The following is a 20,570-nucleotide window of genomic DNA, read 5'->3' on the forward strand; positions in this document are numbered from 1 at the left end:
GCAGCAAGGAGAGAACTCCCCACCATGAAGGTTGTCGACAAGGTCCTGCGGATCGGCGAGGGCAAGATCCTCCGCCAGCTCCAGGGCATCGCGAAGATGGTCAACTCCATCGAGGACGACTTCTCCGCGATGTCCGACGAGGAGTTGCGCGGCCAGACCGCGGAGTTCAAGCAGCGGCACGAGAACGGGGAGACGCTCGACGCGCTGCTGCCGGAAGCGTTCGCGGTCGTCCGGGAGGCCGCCCAGCGGACCCTGCACCAGCGGCACTACGACGTACAGATCATGGGTGGCGCGGCGCTGCACCTGGGCAACATCGCCGAGATGAAGACCGGTGAGGGCAAGACGCTGGTCGGCACGCTGCCGACGTACCTGAACGCGCTGTCCGGCAAGGGCGTGCACGTCGTCACGGTGAACGACTACCTGGCGAAGTACCAGGCCGAGTGGATGGGCCGGGTGTACCACTTCCTCGGCCTGGACTACGGCGTGATCCTGCCGGAGATGTCGCCGGCCGAGCGCCGGGTCGCCTACGCCAAGGACATCACCTACGGCACCAACAACGAGTTCGGCTTCGACTACCTGCGCGACAACATGGCCGCCAGCATCGAGGACTGCGTCCAGCGCGAGCACAACTACGCGATCGTGGACGAGGTGGACTCGATCCTGGTCGACGAGGCCCGGACCCCGCTGATCATCTCCGGCCCCGCTGAGGACTCCCAGCGCTGGTACGTCGAGATGGCCCGGATCGCGAACGTGCTGAAGGCCTGGACGCTGGCCGACGAGGCGGAGCTGAAGCGGAAGAACCCGCGGGTCACCGACCTGGAGATCGACGACACCAAGCGCCGGGTCGCCGACTACGACGTCGACGAGAAGAAGCGCACCGTCGCGATCCTCGAGCGCGGCATCGAGAAGGTCGAGGACCGGCTCGGTATCGACAACCTGTACGAGTCGGCCAACACCCCGCTGATCAGCTACCTGAACAACGCGCTGAAGGCGAAGGACCTGTTCCACCGGGACAAGGACTACGTGGTGGTCGGCGGCCAGGGTCAGGAAGAGGTCCTGATCGTCGACGAGCACACCGGCCGGACGCTGCACGGCCGCCGGTACAACGAGGGTCTCCACCAGGCGATCGAGGCCAAGGAAGGCGTCGAGATCAAGGAGGAGTACCAGACCCTCGCGACGATCACGCTGCAGAACTACTTCCGCCTCTACAGCAAGCTGGCCGGCATGACCGGCACGGCGATGACCGAGGCGAACGAGTTCTCCAAGGTCTACAAGCTCGGCGTGGTGCCGATCCCGACCAACAAGCCGATGATCCGGGTCGAGGAGCGGGACCTGATCTACCGCACCGAGGACGCCAAGTTCGACGCGGTGGTCAAGGACATCGTCGAGGTGCACGCCAAGGGGCAGCCGATCCTGGTCGGTACGACGTCGGTCGAGAAGTCCGAGCGACTCTCCCGGCAGCTGCTCAAGGAGAACATCGAGCACGAGGTCCTGAACGCGAAGCAGCACGCGCGTGAGGCCGCGATCGTCGCCGAGGCCGGTCGCCGCGGCGCCGTCACGGTGGCCACCAACATGGCCGGTCGTGGTACCGACATCATCCTCGGCGGCAACCCCGAGTTCCTCGCCGACAAGGAGCTCCGCGCCCGCGGTATCGACCCGGCCGAGGACATCGAGCAGTACGAGTCGGAGTACCCGTCGCTGCTGGAGCAGTTCGAGAAGCAGGTCAAGGAAGAGCAGGAGGAGGTCCGCGAACTCGGCGGCCTCTACGTCCTCGGCACCGAGCGGCACGAGTCCCGCCGGATCGACAACCAGCTCCGCGGTCGCGCCGGCCGCCAGGGCGACCCGGGCAAGTCCCGGTTCTACCTGTCGCTCGAGGACGACCTGATGCGGCTGTTCAAGCGCGAGATGGTCGACTGGGCGATGTCGCGGAACAACGACGACACCCAGCCGCTGGAGAACAAGGTCGTCACCAAGGCGATCGCGTCCGCGCAGGGCCAGGTCGAGGCGCAGAACTTCGAGACCCGGAAGAACATCCTCAAGTACGACGACGTGATGAACCGTCAGCGCCACGTGGTGTACGACGAGCGTCGCCGCGTGCTCGAGGGCGCCGACCTGCGCGACCAGGTGCAGGACATGCTCGACGAGACCGTCACCGGGTACGTGCAGGGCGCGACCGCGGACGGGTTCGCCGAGGACTGGGACCTGGACGCGCTATTCGCCGCGATGAAGCTGCTGTACCAGACCGAGCTCACCGAGGACGAGCTGATCGAGGAGGCCGGCGGCGAGAAGGCCGGCCTGACCCAGGACTTCCTGGTCGAGCGGTTCCTCGAGGACGCGCACGCGGCGTACGAGCGTCGTGAAGAGCTGCTCGGCGAGGAGGCGATGCGCGAGCTGGAGCGGCGCGTCGTGCTCAGCGTGCTGGACCGCAAGTGGCGCGAGCACCTCTACGAGATGGACTACCTACGCGAGGGCATCGGCCTGCGCGCCATGGCGCAGCGCGACCCGCTGGTCGAGTACCAGCGCGAGGGCTACGACATGTTCGCCTCGATGATGGAGTCGATCAAGGAAGAGTCGATCAACTTCATCTTCAACGTCGAGGTCGACATCGAGGCGATGCGTGCCGAGATGGAGCTCGCCTCCGAGGCCGCGCTGGCCGACGAGGACAGCCTCGAAGGCCGGCGGATCCAGGACATCCTCACGCCGGGCGCACCGGTCGCGGAGTTCGAGGGCCGGAGCGAGGACGACGAGGAGCGCCCGCAGGACACCCCGCGGCCGCGGGACACGCCGAGGCTGCGCGCCAAGGGTCTGAGCAACGAGCCCCGGCAGCAGCGGCTGACCTACTCGGCGCCGACGATCGACGGCGACGACGAGGTCGCGACGCACCAGGAAGGCGCCGAAGCAGGCAGCCTGGAGTACGCCGGCACGCCGCGCAACGCCGCCTGCCCTTGTGGCAGCGGCAAGAAGTACAAGCGCTGCCACGGCGACCCCCAGTCAGACGTCTACAAGTAACCCATTCCCCCGAACGGCCGGCCCCGCAACCCCGGAGCCGGCCGTTCGCCGTTCCGGGGCGCCGCGGCGTACGCCGCCACTCGGGGGTTTGAACACTCCGCGGGGACTGCGCACAGGCAATAGCTTGTGCACAGTCCCCAGTGGGGGTCTGAGGCTCCGAGTATTGGCGCGAGGTTGGTTGGTGACGCCGGGTGCGTTGGGTTGGGTGTGCGTTGGCGCTGGTGGCGGGCGGCGCGGCGTACGCCGGCGCTTGGGGGTGTGAACACTCCGTGGTGACTGTGCACAGGCAATTGCTTGTGCACAGTCCGCGGTGGGGTCCAAGGTCCCGAGTATTGGCGCGAGGTTGGTTGGTGAGGCCTGGCGCGTTGGGTTGGTGTGCGTTGGCGAGCGTCGGGCGGCGCGGCGGACGCCTGCACTCGGGGGTGCGCACACCCGGTGGGGACTGTGGATAGGCAATTGCTTGTGCACGGTCCCCGGTAGGGGGCCAAGGCCCCGAGCATGGTGCGGCGCTGCGCGCTGCGGTCGGCGTAACTCGGCCGCATTGGCGGCATTGAGTGGCCTGTTCGCCCTGCCTTTCCCCGGCGGCGTACCCGAAGTGTCGGGTCGCTCGGCGCAGGCGTCGCGCCGTTCCGCGGCAGGCGTGGTTTGGTACGCCGGCGCGCGGGGGTGTGAACACCCGGTGGGGACACCGCACAGGCAATAGCTTGTGCACGGTCCCCGGTGGGGGTCTGAGGCCCCGACTTTGGCGCGGGGTTGGTTGGTGACGCCGGGCGCGTTGGGTTGGGTCTGCGCACCCTAGTCCAGGACCACCTGGTCAAGGTCTTGGCGTTGGCGTTGGCGTTGGCGCTGGTGGCGGGCGGCTCGGCATACGCCGGCACTCGGGGGCGTGAACATGCGGCGGGGACTGCGGATAGGCAATTGCTTGTGCACAGTCCCCGGTGGGGGTCCAAGGCCCCGAGTCTGGTGCGGGGTTGGTTGGTGGCGCCTGGCGCGTTGGGTTTGTGGGTGGATCGGCCGGCGGGCAGCGCGGCGTACGCCGGCACTCGGGGGTGTGCACACTCGGTGGGGACTATGGATAGGCAATTGCTTGTGCACAGTCCCCGGTGGGGGTCCAAGGCCCCGACTATGGCGCGGGGTGGGTTGGTGACGCGTGGCGCATTGGGTTGGTGTGCGTTGGCGGCGGGCGGCGCGGCGTACGCCAGCACTCGGGGGTCCTCGGTGTGGGGGCAGGGGTGGTGGGGCTGGTGTTGGTTTGAGGGTGGGGGTGTGGTGGGCTGGGGGGTATGTGGTTGAGGGAGCGGTTTGGGGTGAGCGTTCCGGTGGTGGGGGCGCCGATGGCTAATGTCAGTGGGGGGAGGTTGACGGCGGCGATCTCGGCTGGTGGTGGGTTGGGGATGCTGGGGGCCGGGTCGGCGGTGAGTGCGGACTGGATTCGTACCGAGGGAGCGATCGCGGCGGCGGGTGGGAAGCCGTACGGGATCGGGTTGATGGCCTGGTCGGTCGAGGAGCATCCGGAGCACTTGGAAGCGATCCTCGAGCTGAAGCCGGCGCTCGTTTCGCTCAGCTTCGGTGACTACAAGCCGTACGTCGCCCCGCTGCAGGAGGCGGGCATCGTCGTCGCGACGCAGGCCGGTACGGTCGCGGACGCGCGTGAGGCTGTGGATGCCGGCGTGGACGCGATCGTCGCGCGCGGCGCCGAGGCGGGCGGGCACGGCCGGAACGCGATCGCGACACTGCCATTGCTGCAGGCGATTCTGGACCTGACCGATCTGCCCGTGCTCGCCGGTGGCGGGATCTCCGGCCCGCGCGGGCTCGCGGCCGTACTCGCCGCGGGCGCGGCCGGCGGCTGGATCGGTACGGCGTTCCTGACCTGCGTCGAGGCGTTGACGAAGGAACCGGCACGGCAGCGGATCATCGAGGCCGACGAGACCGACACCGTCTACGGCACGGTGTTCGACGCCGCGTCGCGCGCCGGGTGGCCGGACGAGTTCGGCGGCCGCGCGTTGCGGAACGCGTACTTCGACACCTGGCAAGGCCGCGAGCAGCAGCTGAAAACCGACGACGCCGGCCACGCGGAGTACGTCGACGGCTCGACGGCCGCGGACCCGGCCCGCGCGTCGATCTACGCGGGCCAAGGCGTCGGCGCACTGACGGGCGAGCCGACCGCGGCCGCGGTGCTGTCCGAGTTCGCGACGTACCGGACCTATCTGAGCGCTGCCCTCAACGACGGGTCCAAATAGTTGCGGTGAGCAATCACCAGGTCGTTGCACAGCTCCCAGATCTGCTCGACCGGTAGCGCTGCCGCGGTCGCCGGGTCGACCATCACGGCCTGCCGCAGCGCTCGTGGGTCCTCGTCGACGGCGGCCTGGACGGCGAGTTCGGCGACGTTCAGGTACGAGCGGTTCAGGGCCGCGCACTGCGCCGGAAGGGCCCCGATCGACGTCGGCTGCACCCCCGAAGCGTCAACCAGACAAGGGACTTCGACGACCGCGCCGGGCTGTAGGTTGCTGATCAGACCGGTGTTCGGCACGTTGCCGTAGACCGTCCGCGGCGTGCCGGTGACGATGCTGTGGATGATCTGCGGGGCGTACTCCATCGTCGGTTCGACCACCACGGGTTCGCCGGACTTCAGCGCGTTGCGGGTCCGCTCGTACGACGCGAGGTTGTCCGCGACGATCTCGAGGTACGCGCCGATCGGCAACCGCAGCCGCTCGACCTCGCTCGCGTGCCCGAGGTACCACGGCACGTACTCCGACGAATGCTCGCTCGTTTCGGTCGGGTAGAACCCGAGTCGCCGGTACATGTCCACCCGGACCCGTCGCAGCAGCTCCGGATCCGCCGCGATCGCCGCGTCCAACCGGTCGTACAGGTTCTCCCCGGCGCGCTCGAACCGCAGTACCCACGACTGGTGGTTCACGCCGGCGGCCAGGTACGTGACGTCGTCATACGGTACGTCGACCAGCTCGGACAGCCCCTGCATCGTCCAGTAGACCGAGTGGCAGAGACCGACGACGTTCCGGACGCCGAGGGCCTTGAGGTACCAGACGTTCATCACCATCGGGTTCGTGTAGTTGAGCAACCACGCGTCCGGGCAGACGTCGGCGATGTCCTGCGCGAGCCCGCGCAGTACCGGGAAGGTGCGGAGCGCGCGGAACACCCCGCCGACGCCGAGCGTGTCGCCGATCGTCTGCCGGATCCCGTAGCGGGCGGGGATCTCGAAGTCGGCGCGGGTCGCCGCGTTCATCCCGACCTGGACGATGTTGATCACGAAGTCGGCGGCGGCGAGCGCCGCGCGCCGGTCGAGCTGCGCGGTGATCTGCGGCGTCACGCCGTGTTCGCGGGCGATGTACGCCGCGGCGGCCGCGGCGGTGTCGAGTCGCTCGGGATCGATGTCGTGCAGCGCGATGTGCAGCGGGCCGAGGTCAAGGCTGAAAAGGTCGGCGAGCAGACCCTGCGTGAAGACCACGCTGCCGGCGCCGATGAAGACGATCTTGGTCATGATGTCACGCTCTCTGTCACTTGGTCCCAGTCGGGTTGGGCCGCGGTACCGCCGGCGGCGCGGGTGGACAGCGATCCGCAGGCCGCGGCGATGGCCAGGGCCCGCTCGGTGCGGGACCCGTCGAGTACGGCGGCCACCCAGCCGGCGTCGAAACTGTCGCCCGCCCCGACGGAGTCGACCGTGTCCACCTTCAGCGCCGGCGTGGTGAACACCTTGGATCCGTTGTGGGCGAGGGCGCCGTCCGACCCGTTCTTCACCACGACCAAGGGGCCGCGGCGGGCCAGGATGCCGGCCGCGTCCTCGACCGAGGGGTGACCGGTCAGCGCGAGGGCTTCGGCCGCGTTGGGGAGGAAGTAGTCGGTGACCCGCAGGATCGGGTCGAGGACCGTCCGGTCCCAGCGGCCGGTCGGGTCGTCGTTCGGATCCAGCGAGGTGGTGGCCTTGGCCGCTTTCGCTTCCTTGAAGAGGCTTGCCAGTCCGGCCGCCAGCGACGGCAGGAGGTAGAACGACGCGGCGTGCACGTGGCGTACCGACCTGAGCAGGTCTCGCGGTACGTCGTCGGCCGAGGTGCTCGGGAGGCAGCCGGGGGAGGTGAGGATCGCGCGGTCGTCGCCCGAGGTGAGGATGGTGGTGAGCGGGGTCGGCAGCGCGTCGTCGACGACGAGGGCGTCGACGTTCACGCCGCGGTCGGCCAGCGCCGTACGGACGAAGTCGCCGGCCGCGTCGGCACCCACGCGGCCCGCGAAGGCGACGCGCAGCCCGAGACGCGCCGCGCCGCAGGCCATGATCGACGCCGAGCCGCCGAGTACCAGGGAGCCGCTGGGAACCAGGCGTTCCCGTTGGCCGAACAGGATCGGCTGATCGACGGGCCCGACGACCACGTCGGGGTTCGCATCGCCGATCACCAGCAGGTCGTAAGTCATTCTCAGCCTTTGAGTCCGGTGGAGGCCAGGGAGCGGATGAACGCCTTCTGGGCCAGGAGGAACCCCAGCAGGACCGGCAACACGGTGATGACGTTTCCGGCCATCACGGCGGACCACTGCGTGTGGTGCTGCCCTTGGAACGTGGTCAGTCCGAGCTGAAGGGTGTAGGTGGAGTCGGTGTTGATCGCGATCAACGGCCAGGTCAGGTCGTTCCAGGTCGCGAGGAACGTCAGTACGGCGACTGTGCTCAGCGCCGGCCGTGCGAGCGGGAGCACGATCGAGACGAGGATGCGCAGCCGGCCGCAGCCGTCGATCCAGGCGGCCTCCTCGAGCTCCCGCGGCAAGGAAACGAAGAATTGCCGGAACAGGAAAACGGAAAGCGGCGTCACCAGGGACGGAACGATCAGGGCGCCGAGGGTGTCGATCAGCCCGAGCTGCTTCATCACCAGGAACGTCGGGATCATGGTCAGCTGGAACGGGATCACCATCGTCGCCAGCATCAGCCCGAGCACGATCTTCGAGCCGGCGAACCGGATTCGCGCGAACGCGTACCCGCCGAGCGATCCGAGGACCAGGTTCGCGGTCACGGCAATCGCGGAAACGATGAAGGAATTCAGGAACCATCGTGGAAACAGAGCGTTTCCGAGCACGTACCGGTACCCGTCCAGCTTGATCCCGTGCGGAATCAGGGCCGGCGGAAAACGGTTGATTTCCGCGTTGCTCATCACCGAACTGACCAGCAACCAGACCAGCGGCAACGCGAACAGCAACGCCAGCGGCGCGAGGACGAAATGCCAAGCACTGAACGGAAAACGCTTCATCGCGCCACCTTCCGCCGGTAGATCTGCAAGGCCACACCGACCACCAGCAACGCGACCGCCAGCGTGTACGCCGCCGCGGCGCTGTAGCCGGCGGTGAAGGTCTTGAACGCCTTCTCCCAGATGAAGTAGACGATCACCGTCGTCGACCCGAGCGGCCCGCCCTTCGTGGTCACGAAGACCAGGTCGAACACCTGCAACGCATTGATGGTCTGGAACAGCAGCAGGAAGATCGTCACCGGCGTCAGCGCGGGCAGGGTGACGTGCCGCAGTACGCCCCACCGGCCGGCGCCGTCGATCCGGGCCGCCTCGACGAGCTCGCTCGACACGCCTTGCAGACCGGCCAGGTAGACGATCACGCAGAAACCCGTTCCGCTCCACAGCGAGATGGCGACGAGCAGGTACAGCGCCTGGCCGGGGTCGCTGAAGAACCCCTGCGCGGGCAGGCCGAACTTGTGCAGTACCGAGTTCGCGACACCGAATTCCGGATCGAGAACGAACGAGAACAGCACGCCCTGCGCCGCCGCCGACACCACGAACGGTACGAACACCAGCGTCCGGTACAGGCCGATGAACGCGATCTTGCGGTCCAGAGCGATCGCGATCGCTAACCCAGCGATGACGCTCAACGGCACATAGAGCACGGTGTAGATCAGCGTGTGCGAGACCGCCGACCCGAAGGCCGGATCCTTCAGCAACGCCTGGTAGTTGGCCAGCCCGACCCACTCGCTCGGCGACACCAGATCGTTGACCTGGAACGACAACAACAACGACCACAGCACCGGTACGACGCTCAGCCCGAGGATGATCACCACGGACGGGCTGACGAACGCCCACCCGGTCGCGCCCTCGCTCCGGGCCCGCCGCTTCGCTGCCGCCCGGCTCCGCGGGTCGACAGTGAACGTACCGACCACGCTGGCCATCAGCTCGGCACCGCCAGTACCTGGTTGCACTGGTCGACGGCCTGCTTCAACGCATCCTTCGGGCTCTGCTTCCCCAGCAGTACGGCGGCGATCGCCTCACCGACATGCTGCGAGATCTGCGGGTACGTCGGAATCGTCGGCCGCACCTTCGCTGTGTCGAGCGCCTTCACGAACACGTCCAGCCCGTTGGTCGCGGCGGCGTGCTGCTTCCACGCCGGCAGGTCAGCGGTGGCCTTGGTGATCGGCAGGCTGCCGCCCTTCATGTCCCACTGCAGGTCCTGCTCCGGCTCGGCTAACCAACTGACGAACTCGGTGGCCGCTTTCACCTTCGCCTTGCCGTTGTCGAAGATCGTCCAGGTGTCCGGACCCGAGATCGTTACCGGTTTCCCGGAGTACGACGGCAGCGGCGCGACGCCGTACTCGACACCGTTTTCCTTGAGTTCCGGGAGTTGCCAGGGGCCGGTCGCGACCATGCCCATCCGGCCGCCGAGGAAGACCTGGTAGAGCTGCTCGCTCCCCGGTTTCGGGTCGACGTACAGCGACTTGTCGGTGCGCAGTTTGTCGAGTGTTCCAAGGGCCTGCTCGCCTACGGAATCGAATCCGACCTTCTTTCCGTCGCCGTTCACGACGTCGCCGCCGAGGTCCCAGATCATCGGCCAGATCCGCCAGACCGTGTCCTCGTCTCCGACGCCGGGCCAGCCGGTGCCGAAGACTCCCTTGGCCGGGTTGGTCAGCTGTTTGGCGGCGGCCACGAAGTCGTCCCAGGTCCAGCCGGCCTTCGGTGCGGGGACGCCGGCCGCGGCGAACAGTTTCTTGTTGTAGACCACGCAGAGCGAGTCGAGCAGGGCCGGTGCGGCGCGGACCTTGCCCTTCACGCTGACGGCGTCCTTCGCGGCCGGCCAGTAGTCGTCGATCTTGAGCCCGCCGGTCAGGTCGGCGACCTTGGGGCTCTTGGTCAGGCTGGCGAGATCCGACCCGAAGATGTACGCGATGTCCGGGTAGGACCCCGCCGCCAGACCCGCGGTGACCTTCTGCAGCATGCTGTCCGCGGTCACCCCGCCACCGCCGCCGACCACCTTGATCTTCGGGTGACTCTTGTTGAACGCGGCGATCAGGCTGTCGACCGCGGCCTTGCCGAGATCGACCTGGCCGTGCCAGAGATCGAGCGTGACCACGCCGTTGGCGTCGGCCCCCGTGTCGTCGTTCTTGCCGCAGGCACCGAGCGTGCCGACGGCGGCCGCGGCGGCTGCGGCGCGCAGGATGTCGCGGCGGGACAGGTTGCGAGCATGCTGAGACATGACGGTCTCCAGGAAAGATGCAGGAAGGGGGTTTCAGCAGGTCTTGCGGACGTACCCGGAGTCACCGGGAGTCGAGACGTCCACGTCGCGCTGCACGATCGAGAGCGTTCCGCCGTACTGCGAACACGCTTTCCGCCGGCCGTTGTCGGTGTACTCGATCACGATCACGTTGTTGCCAAAGGCATCGACGTAGTCGGCGCACTCGTCGTACTGGCCGCATTCCTCGGCGACGGCGAAGTCCAGGCCGACCGTCGTCCGGTCGCCGGCCAGTTCGACGGTGTTCTTCTGGCCGATGGCCAGGCTCTTGCTGTGCGCGTGGGTGGCCAGCAGCTTCAGGAACGCCTTGGCCTGTCCGGCGGTGAGCAGGTTCTTCGAGCGGGTGTAGCTGTCGTAGTTGTCCGGCTCGATCGCCTGGTATCCCTTGGCCGCGCAGCCGTCGATCCAGCCGTTGACCTTGGCGGCGATCCGGTTCCGCTGGTCGGCGGTGCGGAGATCGAGCAGCGGCTCGCCCCAGTCCTCGTCGATGACGAGGTTGCCGTTGGCGTCGCGGAGCAGCAGGTCGGAGGCCCACTGTCCTTGTTCGCCGGGCTGTACCTGGAAAGCGTTGACGTAGCAGATGTTGTAGAGCCCGGCCGCCGGTGCGGCGGTCCGGTCGCGGGTCACCACCTGAACGCCGGCGGGTGGGGTGTACGCGCCACCGATCTGGTAGTCGAACTTCGCGTGCGCCGGCGGCAGTGTGACTGACGTGGCTGACGTGCCGGCCGTGCGTGCCGCGTCTGCCGCGTCGGCCGGATTGCGGGTGCGGACGGCGACCGTCGCGGCCACGGCCAACGCGGCGGCGAGGCCGGCCACAAGGAGGCGGCGAGTGAGCCGGTGATGGGGGCGGTGGGTGAGTTGGTGCGACTTGGACACGATTGCTCCATCGGTCCCGGGGACGCGACCCCGCCTCGGGCCTCACCTGAGCCCTGGCGCCTGAAAACCGGGCTCCGGACCGCCTTGTCGCTGGCGTGGTCCGCTACCGGCTGGGTGCGTCACTGCCGACCCAGTCAAGCGCTGCCACGCGACTCCGTCAAGCAGAACGTGCATACGAGTGCGTGGATTCTGGCCCAGAGAGCGGTACTGCGCAGTGCTGGCGCGCGTGACCCGACTGTCACTTAGTGTCGAAATGGCACTAAGTGACAGGAGCGGCGATGAGTGTTCAGCGACGGGACCGGCTGCGGTTCGAGGTGTCCCGGGCCGCGGCGGACCTGTTCTGGGAAAACGGTGTCGCCGCGACGAGCGGGCAACAGATCGCGGACGCGGTCGGACTGTCCGTGCGTACGTTGTGGCGGCATTTCCGGAGCAAGGAAAGTTGCGCCGAGCCGATCCTGGCCCACAGCTGGGCCTGGTTCCTGGAGGGTTGGCGGCGCTGGCCCGACGACCGGTCGCTCGAGGATCACGTGGCGGCCGAGCAGGACGAGCGGACGCCGTCGGCCGAGGAGCTCGACGACGATCGCGCCGCCGGGAAGATGATCGTGCTCAGCCGAACGGAACCCGCGATCCGGACCGCGTTCCTGATGGCCTGTGATCAGGCCGAGCGCGAGTTGGTGCCGATCGTCGCCCATCGGTTGCGCCGGCCCCTCGACGACGTGGGGGTGCGGGTGCATGCCGCGACCATCACCGCTGTGGTTCGGGTGGTCAGCGAGGAGCAACTGGTCGCCGTCGTCGCCGGCGATCGGGCACGGCTGAGTGATCCGTTCGCGCGGATCGTGCGCGGGGTTCGCGAGGCCACCGGCGGCGCGATCGGTGACCCCATGAGCTGACGCCCAGCCCACCGTTCAGCAGACCTTCCAGCAGACAAGGAGAACTGTGCGAAAGACGACGATTGCTGTCCTGACCGCATCCGCTGTAGCCCTCGCCGGAACGGGAGTTTCCGCCGCGAGCGCTCCAGTTTCCGAGGCGAGTTCTGGGGTTTCTGTCGTGAAGGGGCTGAGCTGGGGTGCTTGCCCGGCGTTCGATCCACCGACCGCGTCGAAACCCGAGTGCGCGACACTCGACGTACCACTGGACTACAGTCGGCCGGACGGGCCGACGATCTCCATCGCGGTCTCCCGCTTGTCGACGGCCGATCCGGCCAAGCGCCGCGGCATCCTGCTGACGAACTCGGGCGGTCCCGGCGGCGAGGGGTTGCGTTTTCCGGCCGACCTGGTCGATGCCTCAGGCACCAAACTCGCGCTGCCGAAGAACGTCCGGGACAGCTACGACATCATCGGTTTCGACTCCCGCGGCGTCGGCCGCAGTACGCCGGTCACGTGCGACCTGACCGCGGCGCAGCAGTTCTCGAGCGTGCCGCCGTACGCGCGGAACGCGGCTGACGTGAAGCAGCAGGCGGCGCTGGCGAAGACGATCGCCGGGCAGTGCGCGAAGTCGAAGACCGGTGCGCTGTTGCCGTACATCAGCACGGCGAACACGGCCCGCGACATGGACCGGATCCGCGCCGCCCTCGGGGAACGGAAAACGTCGTACTTCGGGATTTCCTACGGCGCGTACCTCGGTGCGGTCTACTCGTCGATGTTTCCGGAACGCACCGATCGCGTCGTGCTGGACAGCTCGACCGGGCCCGGTGGCTGGGACTACGCGTTCCAGCGGCGGATCGCCCGAGGTTTCGAGGAACGTTTTCCGGACTTCGCGCAGTACGTCGCGGCGCACCCGGAGTACGGCCTCGGGACCACGGTCGCGCAGGTGACGGCGAAGTACTACGAGCTCGCCGCGAAGGCCGATCATGAGATGGTCGGCGGGCGGTCGCTGGGCGCGATCTTCCGGCAGACGACGTTCAGCCAGCTGTACTACGACCACAAGTTTCCGGAACTTGCCGGAATCTGGCGGAGCTTCGCGACCGGCGACCCGGCCGGCGCTGCGAAAGCACCTGCGAAGACTGCTGCCGCCCCGGTGAACGACAACTACCTGGCGAGTCAGTTGCACGTGCTCTGCAACGATTCGCGCTGGCCGCGGGCGCTGGCGACGTACCAGGTGAATGTCGCGATCGACCGGATCCGCTACCCGATGTTCGGTGCGGCGACGGCGAGTGTGTCGGCGTGTGCGTACTGGCCGGCGCGGCAGGAGGCGCCGGTGCGGATCTCCGACCGTGGTCCGTCGAACATCCTGATCGCGCAGAACCTCCGCGACCCCGCGACTCCGCTGGTCGGGGCCCGGATGATGCGCGGCGTGCTCGGCGACCGTGCGCGAATGGTGACCGCGGATCAGGGCGGGCATCTCGCGTACCTGTTCAAGGCTGACCGGTGCCTGAACGACACCGTCACCGACTTCCTCGCCACCGGCCGGCGCCCGGCTCACGACCGCGCCTGCGGCACCACCTGACGATCACCGTCGTGCTCGGGTGATCGCCTCCGCGCACCAGTCGGCGACGAAGGCGAGGGCCTGGCCGCGTTGGTGGAACAGGTGCCGGCTGTCGACCTCCTGGTGGTAGGCGTTGTGCGACTCGTCGGACGCGCGGCCGAGCAGGCCGGGCAGCAGCCAGGCGTACTTGACGCCGGAGGCCATCACCGCGAGTCGCACCTCGTCCGGGTCGCCGTGCCAGCCGGCGTCGTGCAGGCCGTCGAGATAGTTGGTGATGCAGGTCTCGGCGAGCTCGGGCATCCGTTCGACCGGCCAGAACAGGTCGAAGACCGCGTCCGGGATGTAGTTGCCGATGTCCTCGCCGAGCGCGCCGTCGCCGAAGAACGACCAGTCGAAGAGGGCGAGCTCGCCGGTCGGTCGCTGGATCACGTTCGAGACCCAGAAGTCGAGGTGGCAGTGGGCGCGAGGGAGACTCGCGACCAGGTCGAGCAGTGCGTCCCGATGCACGAGGAGCCGCGTCCAGGCCTCGCGCAGTCCGGCCGGCCAGGTCTCGCGGATCAGCGGCTGCTGCCAGGAGCTGTCGTCGGTCATCAACTGCCACGGCACGTCGCGCGTGGTCGAGTAGTCGCGGAGGAAACCCCTCGACGTCCAGGGCCGGTCGTCGATCGGGCGCGCCTGCCAACGGCCGCAGGCGCGCGCGAGTGCGGCATGTTCCGCGAGGCTGAACTGGGTGCCGGGCGTGCCGCCGATGTCTTCCATCAGGAGTACGGCGCCGTCCGGCGACTCCTCCGCCTGCGCGGAGGGGATGAAGAGCCCGGCGTCGGCGAGTCGGCCGCGGAGTTCGTCGTCGCGGTAGACCTCGAGCTCGCGGCGCCAGTAGTTCCAGTGCCGCGGGTCGGTGGAGGCGGCCCACGGGCCTAGGGTGTCGGTCGGCCGGCGAAGCTCCTTGCGAACCGCAGTCCGGCCGTCCGCGTAGGTGACCCGCTCGACGGTCGCAGTCACCGCGTTCAACGGGTTGTGCCGCAGCGTCGCCGTACCGACTTCCGGGTGACCGGTCATGAACAGCAATGCTGACATGCGCGGGTTCTCTCAACTCAACAGGATCTTCGGGGGCAGACCGGTGAGGGCTTTCACGTCGCGGGTGAAATGCGCCTGGTCGGCGTACCCGGTGAGTACGGCGACGTCGGCGAGCGAGAGGCCGGTGCGGGCGTGGTCGAGGGCGACGTTCATCCAGAGCACGCGGTCCAGCATCTTCGGGCCGTACCCGAAGGCTTCCAGACAGCGCCGATGCAGTTGCCGCTCGCTCAGGCCGACCGTCCCGGCCAGGCGGGAAACGCCCGACGTACCGCGGAGCAGGCCGCCGCGGACGCTGCGGAGAACGTGCGGGATCAGCCGGTCCATCGGTGCCTCGACCAGTTTGGCGACCTCGAGGTCGAGCGCGGCCGCTGAGTCGGGAGCCGATCTGATCCGGTCGAGCAGGCGTCTGCTCCGGTTCGGCGACCAGAGATCGGCCAGCCGGGCCCGCTCGTTCAGCAGTTCGCGGGCCGGTACGCCGAGGAAACCCGGTGCCGCTCCGGGCGCGAACCGAATCCCGGCGTACCGCGTCCCGCGGGGGGCGCTGCCCGTCCAGGCGTGACTGTCGGGACCGGCGACGATCAGGTCGTCGTCCATCAGCAACAGGTCCATGCAGCCGTCCGGGAGGATCCGGTACTCCCCACCTTCGGCCTCGCGTGTCCACAGGCCGGCGCCGGCGATGCGCGCGGGGCGCTCCCGGTACGGCTCGACAGCTACGGTCACACCGCCAGTCTGCTACGCCCTACCGACAGTTTCAGGCCCGTGCGGCACCTGTCGCCTGGCGTCAGCCTCGGGGCGGGTACTGCTTGGGGACCACGACGTCGAGCACCGGCACGTCGACCGGGACATACTTGACCAGGGCAACGTTTTCCTTGACCAGTTCGTCGCGGAGCGCCGCCCCCGTACGGCGGTCGATCACGGTCCGCCAGATCTCGTTGCGGCGGAAGTACTCCGCTCCGACGCGCAGGAACCGCTCGTCCTTGGAGAACACGCGGTACGACGACGCGGCCGGGACGTCCGCGAGAATCTCGCCCTCGAGATAGCGGTCGCCGACGCCGACGTGCAGCTGGAAGGTCTGGTCGGTGTCGTTGCGGAACTGCAGGTCCACGTAGTTGTACACGATGCTGCAGCCGACACCCCACGGCAGGACGCGGCCGTTGTCCGGGAACGGGTCGAAGCTGTGCGTCGAGCGCTGCGTGACCGTCATCGGCGAGTGCAGCACCATCCAGTGCAGCAGGTTGGCGAGCTGGCAGATACCGCCGCCGATGCCCGGACGAGCCTGACCGTTCGACAGCCGCATGCCCTTCGCGTACCCCTTGCGACGGGTCGCGTTCCCGACCAGTTTGTTGAAGGAGAACGTCTCGCCGGGCCGGATCAGCAGACCGTCGACCTGGGCGCAGGCGAGCGACAGGTTCTTCACCTTGTTGTGCTGCATCCACATCTCGGTCTCACCGAGCTGCCGCAGCAGGAGCGACTTGTGGCGCTTGATCCGCACCGGAAGGTCGGCCGCCTGGCGCACATCGGCGTACGGCGTGCTGGACCGCATCCACTCGAGGCGTTTGACCGCACGGTGGTAGCGCACGGCCAGCGGATAGAGCAGCGGCACCCGCTCGGTCCACCGCCGACGCCGAACCGCGGGCAGCACCCGCGCCCGCTCGGCCGCACTCAGCTCTTGCACCTCGACCTGCCACGTCCCGGCCGGCGACACCCCAGTCGACTCCGTCCGTTCGTCCAGCGGTGCGGCAGTTGTGGTCTCAGACATCCTGTTCCCCCGAACAAGCGGCCGGCCTGGTGACCGACCTCGGTTACCGTACGCCGCCGCGGCCCCAACCAGATGACAGCAACAGCACGATCGGATTGCGCTCCGTACGACGCCGTGTACACACCGGGAGTTCGATGACGGCGGCAAATACTTCCGAACCCAATCGAGTTCGCCGCGGCCCGTCAGCCGATCTCGAGCGCGGTGCAGACCCAGCGGTTGCGGCGGATCTCCAGGCGGAAGGCGATCGCCCGCGAGCGGTCCCCGTGCCGCACGTGCGCGGCGACCTCGGCGATCTGCGGCTCCGGCATGAACACCCGCACCGACCGCACCGTGCTCTTCTCCCGCGCCCCACGGCTCACCGCGGTCGAGTTCAGCCCGAGCAACCGCACCCGCCGGTTCAGCTCCATGAACACGCTGTCGTCCGTGAACCGCACCAGCTGCGAAATCGGCCGATCCCCAGCCAGCACCTCAGAAACCGCCTGAGCCAACCGCCCACCCCAAGCCCGAGCCTCCGGCACCCCAACCGGAACCGCCGACGTCTGGGCGGTGCCGACGGGGGAGCCGCCAACCTTCGCGGCGCGACCCTTGGCGGTCGGGACCGAGGCGGCGGTCGCGGCTGAAGCGGCGCCGGCGTTGGCGGCGGTGGCGTCGACCGGGACCGCGCGCGGGGTGGTCGTGGTGAGCGGCGCCCGGGCCCCGTCAGGCTGCCCAGGCGCCGCGTCCGGCGTCGCCGCCGCCGATGCCGAATCCGAGACGACGCTGAGCTTCCGCGCCTTCGTCGTACCAGCGGCGTCCGCACCAGCCGCGTCAGCCTCGGCCGGCTTCGCGTCGGCTGCGTCTGACTCGACCGTGGGGTCCAGGTGCGCGGGCTCGGCAGCAGCCGCATCGGCCTGGGGTGCGGAGGTGATGCTCGACAGGTGGCGTGGGGCGGAGCCGACGCCGAGCCGCGTGATCGCCTGCAGGCGCAGGGCGAGCGCCCCTTCCGTCAGGCCACCGGCGTACCGAGCAGTCGCAGGTACGGCGCTCCTCGCGGACCCGCCGTCCACAGCCTGCAGCCGCGGACGCTCGACCGCGGCGAACATCCCCGGTACCTCCGCGCGCGCCGCCCCGACGACTGCGGCGATCGCGGTGGTGCCGAGCTGGTCGGCCCGAGCGGCGTTGGTGACGGCCATGGTTGCCTCCGTGGATTCCAGTGCTGAAGTCGGGTCGGTAACGGCGGCGAGAACGACACGCTCCGGCGCCGAAGCGGCGGACTCGTCGTACGCCGAGGTAGTGCCGGACGTACCGCGCACCGAGCCCGTGGTGGCCCCGTCCTCCGCAGCGGAGACGGCGGACGCGTGCTGCGCCTGAGCCGCGATGGCCTCGTCCTGTGCGGAAGTGGCGGTGGCAAGTACCGGCGCCGTGGTGGACTCGTCCTGCGCCGAGCTGGTGGGGTGCTGGAGGTCGTCCGCACCGAGGTTCTGTGGCTGGCTCATGTCACTTCTCCTGGTGGGTGGTCGGGAGGTGGTCGCCGTGGGTGGGCGGAATGCGGAGGACCTGGCCGGGAAGGATGAGGTCGGGGTCGTCCCCGATCACGTGGCGGTTCGCGGCGTACCAGGCGGGCCAGCGGGCGGCGATCGCCGCGTCCGTCGCACCCGGACCGAGCTCTCGCGCGGCGATGCTCCACAGCGAGTCCCCCTCGCGCACGACCACCCGCACCGGAACCCGCGGCCGCAGCTCCGTGTACCGCGTCGGCGCCCCGTCGGTAGGCCGATCCGGCACCCCCATCCGCATCCGCGCATCCGCCGGCCGCTCCGCACTCGGCTGAGCAGGCGCCGCAGGACGACCAGGCGTACCCGGGGTGCCCGGAGCCGTCGGGTTGCTCGGCTTGGCGGGGCTGCTGGGCATGGTCGAGTCCGCTGAGGTCGCCGGACGGCCAGACGCGGTCGGAGTCCCCGGAGTCGTGGGGTTGCCGCCAGTCCGGCTGCCAGTCGGCTGTCCCGGGGCAGTCCGGTCGGTGTCGCCACCGCCGATCTCCACGGTCGACGGGGGCTCGGTCGCACGGTAGTTCGCTTCGGTGCCGCCGATTTCGACGGTGGAGCGGGGCTCGGTGGCGCGGTAGTTGGCGGTGCTGCGCTCCTGCGTGCCGGCCGACGACTGGGTGCTGGTCGAGGACTGCTTGCTCGCGGAGGACTGGGTGTTGGCGGAGGCGCGGGTCGTGTTCTGGTCGGCGGAGGTGGCGGGGCGGTTGGTGTCGGTGCCGCCGATTTCTACGGTTGAGCGGGGCTCGGTAGCGCGGAAGTTGGCTTCGGTGCCGCCGATTTCTACGGTCGAGCGGGGCTCGGTGGCGCGGTAGTTGGCTTCCGTGCCGCCGATTTCGACCGAGGAGCGGGGTTCGGTGGCTCGGTAGTTGGTGTTGCCGAGGTTGACCGTGGACTTCGGCTCGGTCTGGTCCCACTGGCGGACGTGGGCGCTGTCGCCGGGGGAGGCGTGGGCGACGCCGACCGTGAGTGGGGTGACGGCGGCGACGCCGAGGCCGGAGCGGAGGATGGCCCGCGCGGTCTTCGTCGTGATGCGCCCGGCGACGGCTCCGGCGAGCGCGCCGACGACTCCGGGGATCTGCTCCAGCACCGTCATCAGGACGGCCAGCACCAGCCACCCGTACGCGATCCAGGCGACCGTCCCGACCGCGAGCACGGTCAGCGAATCCAGGTCGTACGTGCGCACGCCGCTGATCGACCCGGCGGTCATCCAGCGCAGCGCCAGCCCGAGGGCAGCCAGCGCGAGCACCGCGAGTGTGCCTTTCAGCACCCGGATCATCGCGTTCATCCCGCTTCGCTCCCGACCTTTGAGTTTGCGTTAGTTTGCGTTGGCTTGACCACTATAGACCGGTTCTAGGTCAGCTTTGCAAGTCCTTAACGCACGCAGCGTCGGTTTCCGGTGCGGAGGGTGATCACCGAGGGGTACGTCGGCACTCGGGACCGGTAGGTTCACGGTCATGCGGTGGGATGCGTTGTTCGCGGACCTGGAGTCGCAGTTCGAGGCGCTCCAGGAGACGGATCTGTACGGCGAGGTCGCGGACCGGATCCGCGCCGAGGTCGGGAAGATCACGGTGCTCGACCGGCTCCGCGGTGCGGTGGACACCGTCGTCCGCGTGGAGCTGATGGACGCGGAGCCCGTGCGCGGGCTGCTCAGCCGGGTCGGCAAGGACTGTCTGCTGCTCGAGACCGAGCGCTACGAGGAGTGGCTGATCCCGGTCGGGGCGCTGGTCGCCGTACACCAGCTGGGGCCGTGGGCCGAGCCGGCCGTCGGGGCGGTCGAGGGCAAGCTCGGGCTCGCCCATCTGCTCCGGGGGATCGCCCGGGACCGCTCACCGGTGACGCTGTTCTGCGGCGGCGGTGGCCCGGTCAGCGGCACGATCGACCGTGTCGGTGCCGATTTCCTCGAGCTCGCCGAGCACCCCCTGGACGCACCGCGCCGCCGGACCGAGGTCTACAACGTCCGCCTGGTCCCCACCCAGTCACTCCGAGCCCTCCGCCGCCGCTGACCCAAACACCGGCGGGTACGCCGACACGCGCACCCATCGGTACTCCCGCCGCGACGTATCGAGTTCACAACCATCTGGTCTCACCAGCGCCAGCCCGCCGGCGTGACCGTCTGCGACTTAGAAGCGGGCGTCCTCCGTGGTCTCGGCCTCTTCGCCGAGTGGATGGCTGTCGATGAACTGCTCGGTCTCGGTGTAGAGCCGCTCGATGTACTTCTCGAGCTCGGTGGCCTCGACCCGCCACTGACCGCGGCCGCCGATCTTGACGGCCCGGATGTCACCGCGGCGGACCAATGCGTAGACCTGGTTGGCGGAGATGTTCAGGACCTCCGCGACATCGGCGAGCTGGAGGAACCGGGGGCTCGGCATCGTCCGTACTCCTTCGGATAGTGGCTGGTTCCTTCA

General features: G+C 68.9%; 17 protein-coding genes. 5 read left to right on the plus strand and 12 right to left on the minus strand.

What is annotated here, in order from left to right:
* The first annotated feature begins 24 nt into the window (after nucleotides 1–24).
* Nucleotides 25–3,009 (plus strand): preprotein translocase subunit SecA, encoded by a 2,985-nt coding sequence (secA, locus tag AC0662_RS15560; protein WP_452199511.1) that lies wholly within the window; start codon nucleotides 25–27, stop codon nucleotides 3,007–3,009.
* Between the two features lie 1,283 nt (nucleotides 3,010–4,292).
* On the plus strand, nucleotides 4,293–5,249 hold the full coding sequence (locus AC0662_RS15565) for an NAD(P)H-dependent flavin oxidoreductase (RefSeq protein ID WP_478301190.1): 957 nt from the start codon (nucleotides 4,293–4,295) through the stop codon (nucleotides 5,247–5,249).
* On the opposite strand, the gene melA is transcribed toward AC0662_RS15565, so the two are convergent.
* Genes melA through AC0662_RS15595 form a run of 6 tightly spaced genes read right to left on the minus strand, consistent with a single transcriptional unit; the run spans nucleotide 5,213 to nucleotide 11,382 of the window.
* On the minus strand, nucleotides 5,213–6,508 hold the full coding sequence (melA, locus tag AC0662_RS15570) for an alpha-galactosidase (RefSeq protein WP_478301192.1): 1,296 nt from the start codon (nucleotides 6,506–6,508) through the stop codon (nucleotides 5,213–5,215). The genes AC0662_RS15565 and melA overlap by 37 nt on opposite strands.
* Complete coding sequence (locus AC0662_RS15575; RefSeq protein ID WP_478301195.1) at nucleotides 6,505–7,431, minus strand: carbohydrate kinase family protein; 927 nt, start codon at nucleotides 7,429–7,431, stop codon at nucleotides 6,505–6,507. The genes melA and AC0662_RS15575 overlap by 4 nt, the downstream gene beginning before the upstream one ends.
* 2 nt (nucleotides 7,432–7,433) lie before the next feature.
* On the minus strand, nucleotides 7,434–8,252 hold the full coding sequence (locus tag AC0662_RS15580) for a carbohydrate ABC transporter permease (RefSeq protein ID WP_478301197.1): 819 nt from the start codon (nucleotides 8,250–8,252) through the stop codon (nucleotides 7,434–7,436).
* Nucleotides 8,249–9,202 (minus strand): carbohydrate ABC transporter permease, encoded by a 954-nt coding sequence (locus AC0662_RS15585; RefSeq protein WP_478301199.1) that lies wholly within the window; start codon nucleotides 9,200–9,202, stop codon nucleotides 8,249–8,251. Before AC0662_RS15585 ends, AC0662_RS15580 begins: the two co-directional genes overlap by 4 nt.
* Nucleotides 9,172–10,470: an ABC transporter substrate-binding protein gene (locus tag AC0662_RS15590; RefSeq protein WP_478301201.1), complete on the minus strand. Its 1,299-nt coding sequence runs from the start codon at nucleotides 10,468–10,470 to the stop codon at nucleotides 9,172–9,174. The genes AC0662_RS15585 and AC0662_RS15590 overlap by 31 nt, the downstream gene beginning before the upstream one ends.
* Before the next feature lie 33 nt (nucleotides 10,471–10,503).
* Nucleotides 10,504–11,382, minus strand: a complete 879-nt coding sequence (locus tag AC0662_RS15595) for an endo alpha-1,4 polygalactosaminidase (protein ID WP_478301203.1) — start codon at nucleotides 11,380–11,382, stop codon at nucleotides 10,504–10,506.
* 278 nt (nucleotides 11,383–11,660) lie between these two features.
* Between AC0662_RS15595 and AC0662_RS15600 the strand changes: the two genes are divergently transcribed.
* Both AC0662_RS15600 and AC0662_RS15605 read left to right on the plus strand, forming a co-directional pair.
* Nucleotides 11,661–12,272 carry a TetR/AcrR family transcriptional regulator gene (locus tag AC0662_RS15600; RefSeq protein ID WP_478301205.1) on the plus strand — a complete coding sequence of 204 codons (612 nt, stop codon included), beginning with the start codon at nucleotides 11,661–11,663 and terminating at the stop codon, nucleotides 12,270–12,272.
* Nucleotides 12,273–12,429: 157 nt separating this feature from the next.
* Nucleotides 12,430–13,827, plus strand: a complete 1,398-nt coding sequence (locus tag AC0662_RS15605) for an alpha/beta hydrolase (RefSeq protein ID WP_478301207.1) — start codon at nucleotides 12,430–12,432, stop codon at nucleotides 13,825–13,827.
* Nucleotides 13,828–13,830: 3 nt separating this feature from the next.
* On the opposite strand, the gene AC0662_RS15610 is transcribed toward AC0662_RS15605, so the two are convergent.
* The 5 genes from AC0662_RS15610 to AC0662_RS15630 form a co-directional block, all read right to left on the minus strand.
* A complete protein-coding gene (locus tag AC0662_RS15610) occupies nucleotides 13,831–14,883 on the minus strand; it encodes an aminoglycoside phosphotransferase family protein (protein WP_478301209.1) in 1,053 nt (350 codons plus the stop codon).
* A gap of 12 nt (nucleotides 14,884–14,895) precedes the next feature.
* Entirely contained in the window at nucleotides 14,896–15,603 is a 708-nt protein-coding gene (locus tag AC0662_RS15615) for a helix-turn-helix transcriptional regulator (protein WP_452199529.1), read from the minus strand.
* Nucleotides 15,604–15,664: 61 nt separating this feature from the next.
* Nucleotides 15,665–16,642: a VanW family protein gene (locus AC0662_RS15620; protein WP_478301211.1), complete on the minus strand. Its 978-nt coding sequence runs from the start codon at nucleotides 16,640–16,642 to the stop codon at nucleotides 15,665–15,667.
* Nucleotides 16,643–16,824: 182 nt separating this feature from the next.
* Nucleotides 16,825–18,117, minus strand: coding sequence for an Rv3235 family protein (locus tag AC0662_RS15625; RefSeq protein WP_478301213.1), 1,293 nt, complete (start codon nucleotides 18,115–18,117; stop codon nucleotides 16,825–16,827).
* 1 nt (nucleotide 18,118) lies between these two features.
* On the minus strand, nucleotides 18,119–19,450 hold the full coding sequence (locus tag AC0662_RS15630) for a LysM peptidoglycan-binding domain-containing protein (RefSeq protein ID WP_478301215.1): 1,332 nt from the start codon (nucleotides 19,448–19,450) through the stop codon (nucleotides 18,119–18,121).
* A gap of 169 nt (nucleotides 19,451–19,619) precedes the next feature.
* On the opposite strand from AC0662_RS15630, the gene AC0662_RS15635 reads away from it, so the two are divergent.
* Nucleotides 19,620–20,168 (plus strand): hypothetical protein, encoded by a 549-nt coding sequence (locus AC0662_RS15635; RefSeq protein ID WP_478301217.1) that lies wholly within the window; start codon nucleotides 19,620–19,622, stop codon nucleotides 20,166–20,168.
* A gap of 117 nt (nucleotides 20,169–20,285) precedes the next feature.
* On the opposite strand, the gene AC0662_RS15640 is transcribed toward AC0662_RS15635, so the two are convergent.
* A complete protein-coding gene (locus tag AC0662_RS15640) occupies nucleotides 20,286–20,534 on the minus strand; it encodes a helix-turn-helix domain-containing protein (protein ID WP_452199538.1) in 249 nt (82 codons plus the stop codon).
* Between the last annotated feature and the right edge of the window lie 36 nt (nucleotides 20,535–20,570).

Source organism: Kribbella sp. NPDC043289, assembly GCF_056436705.1.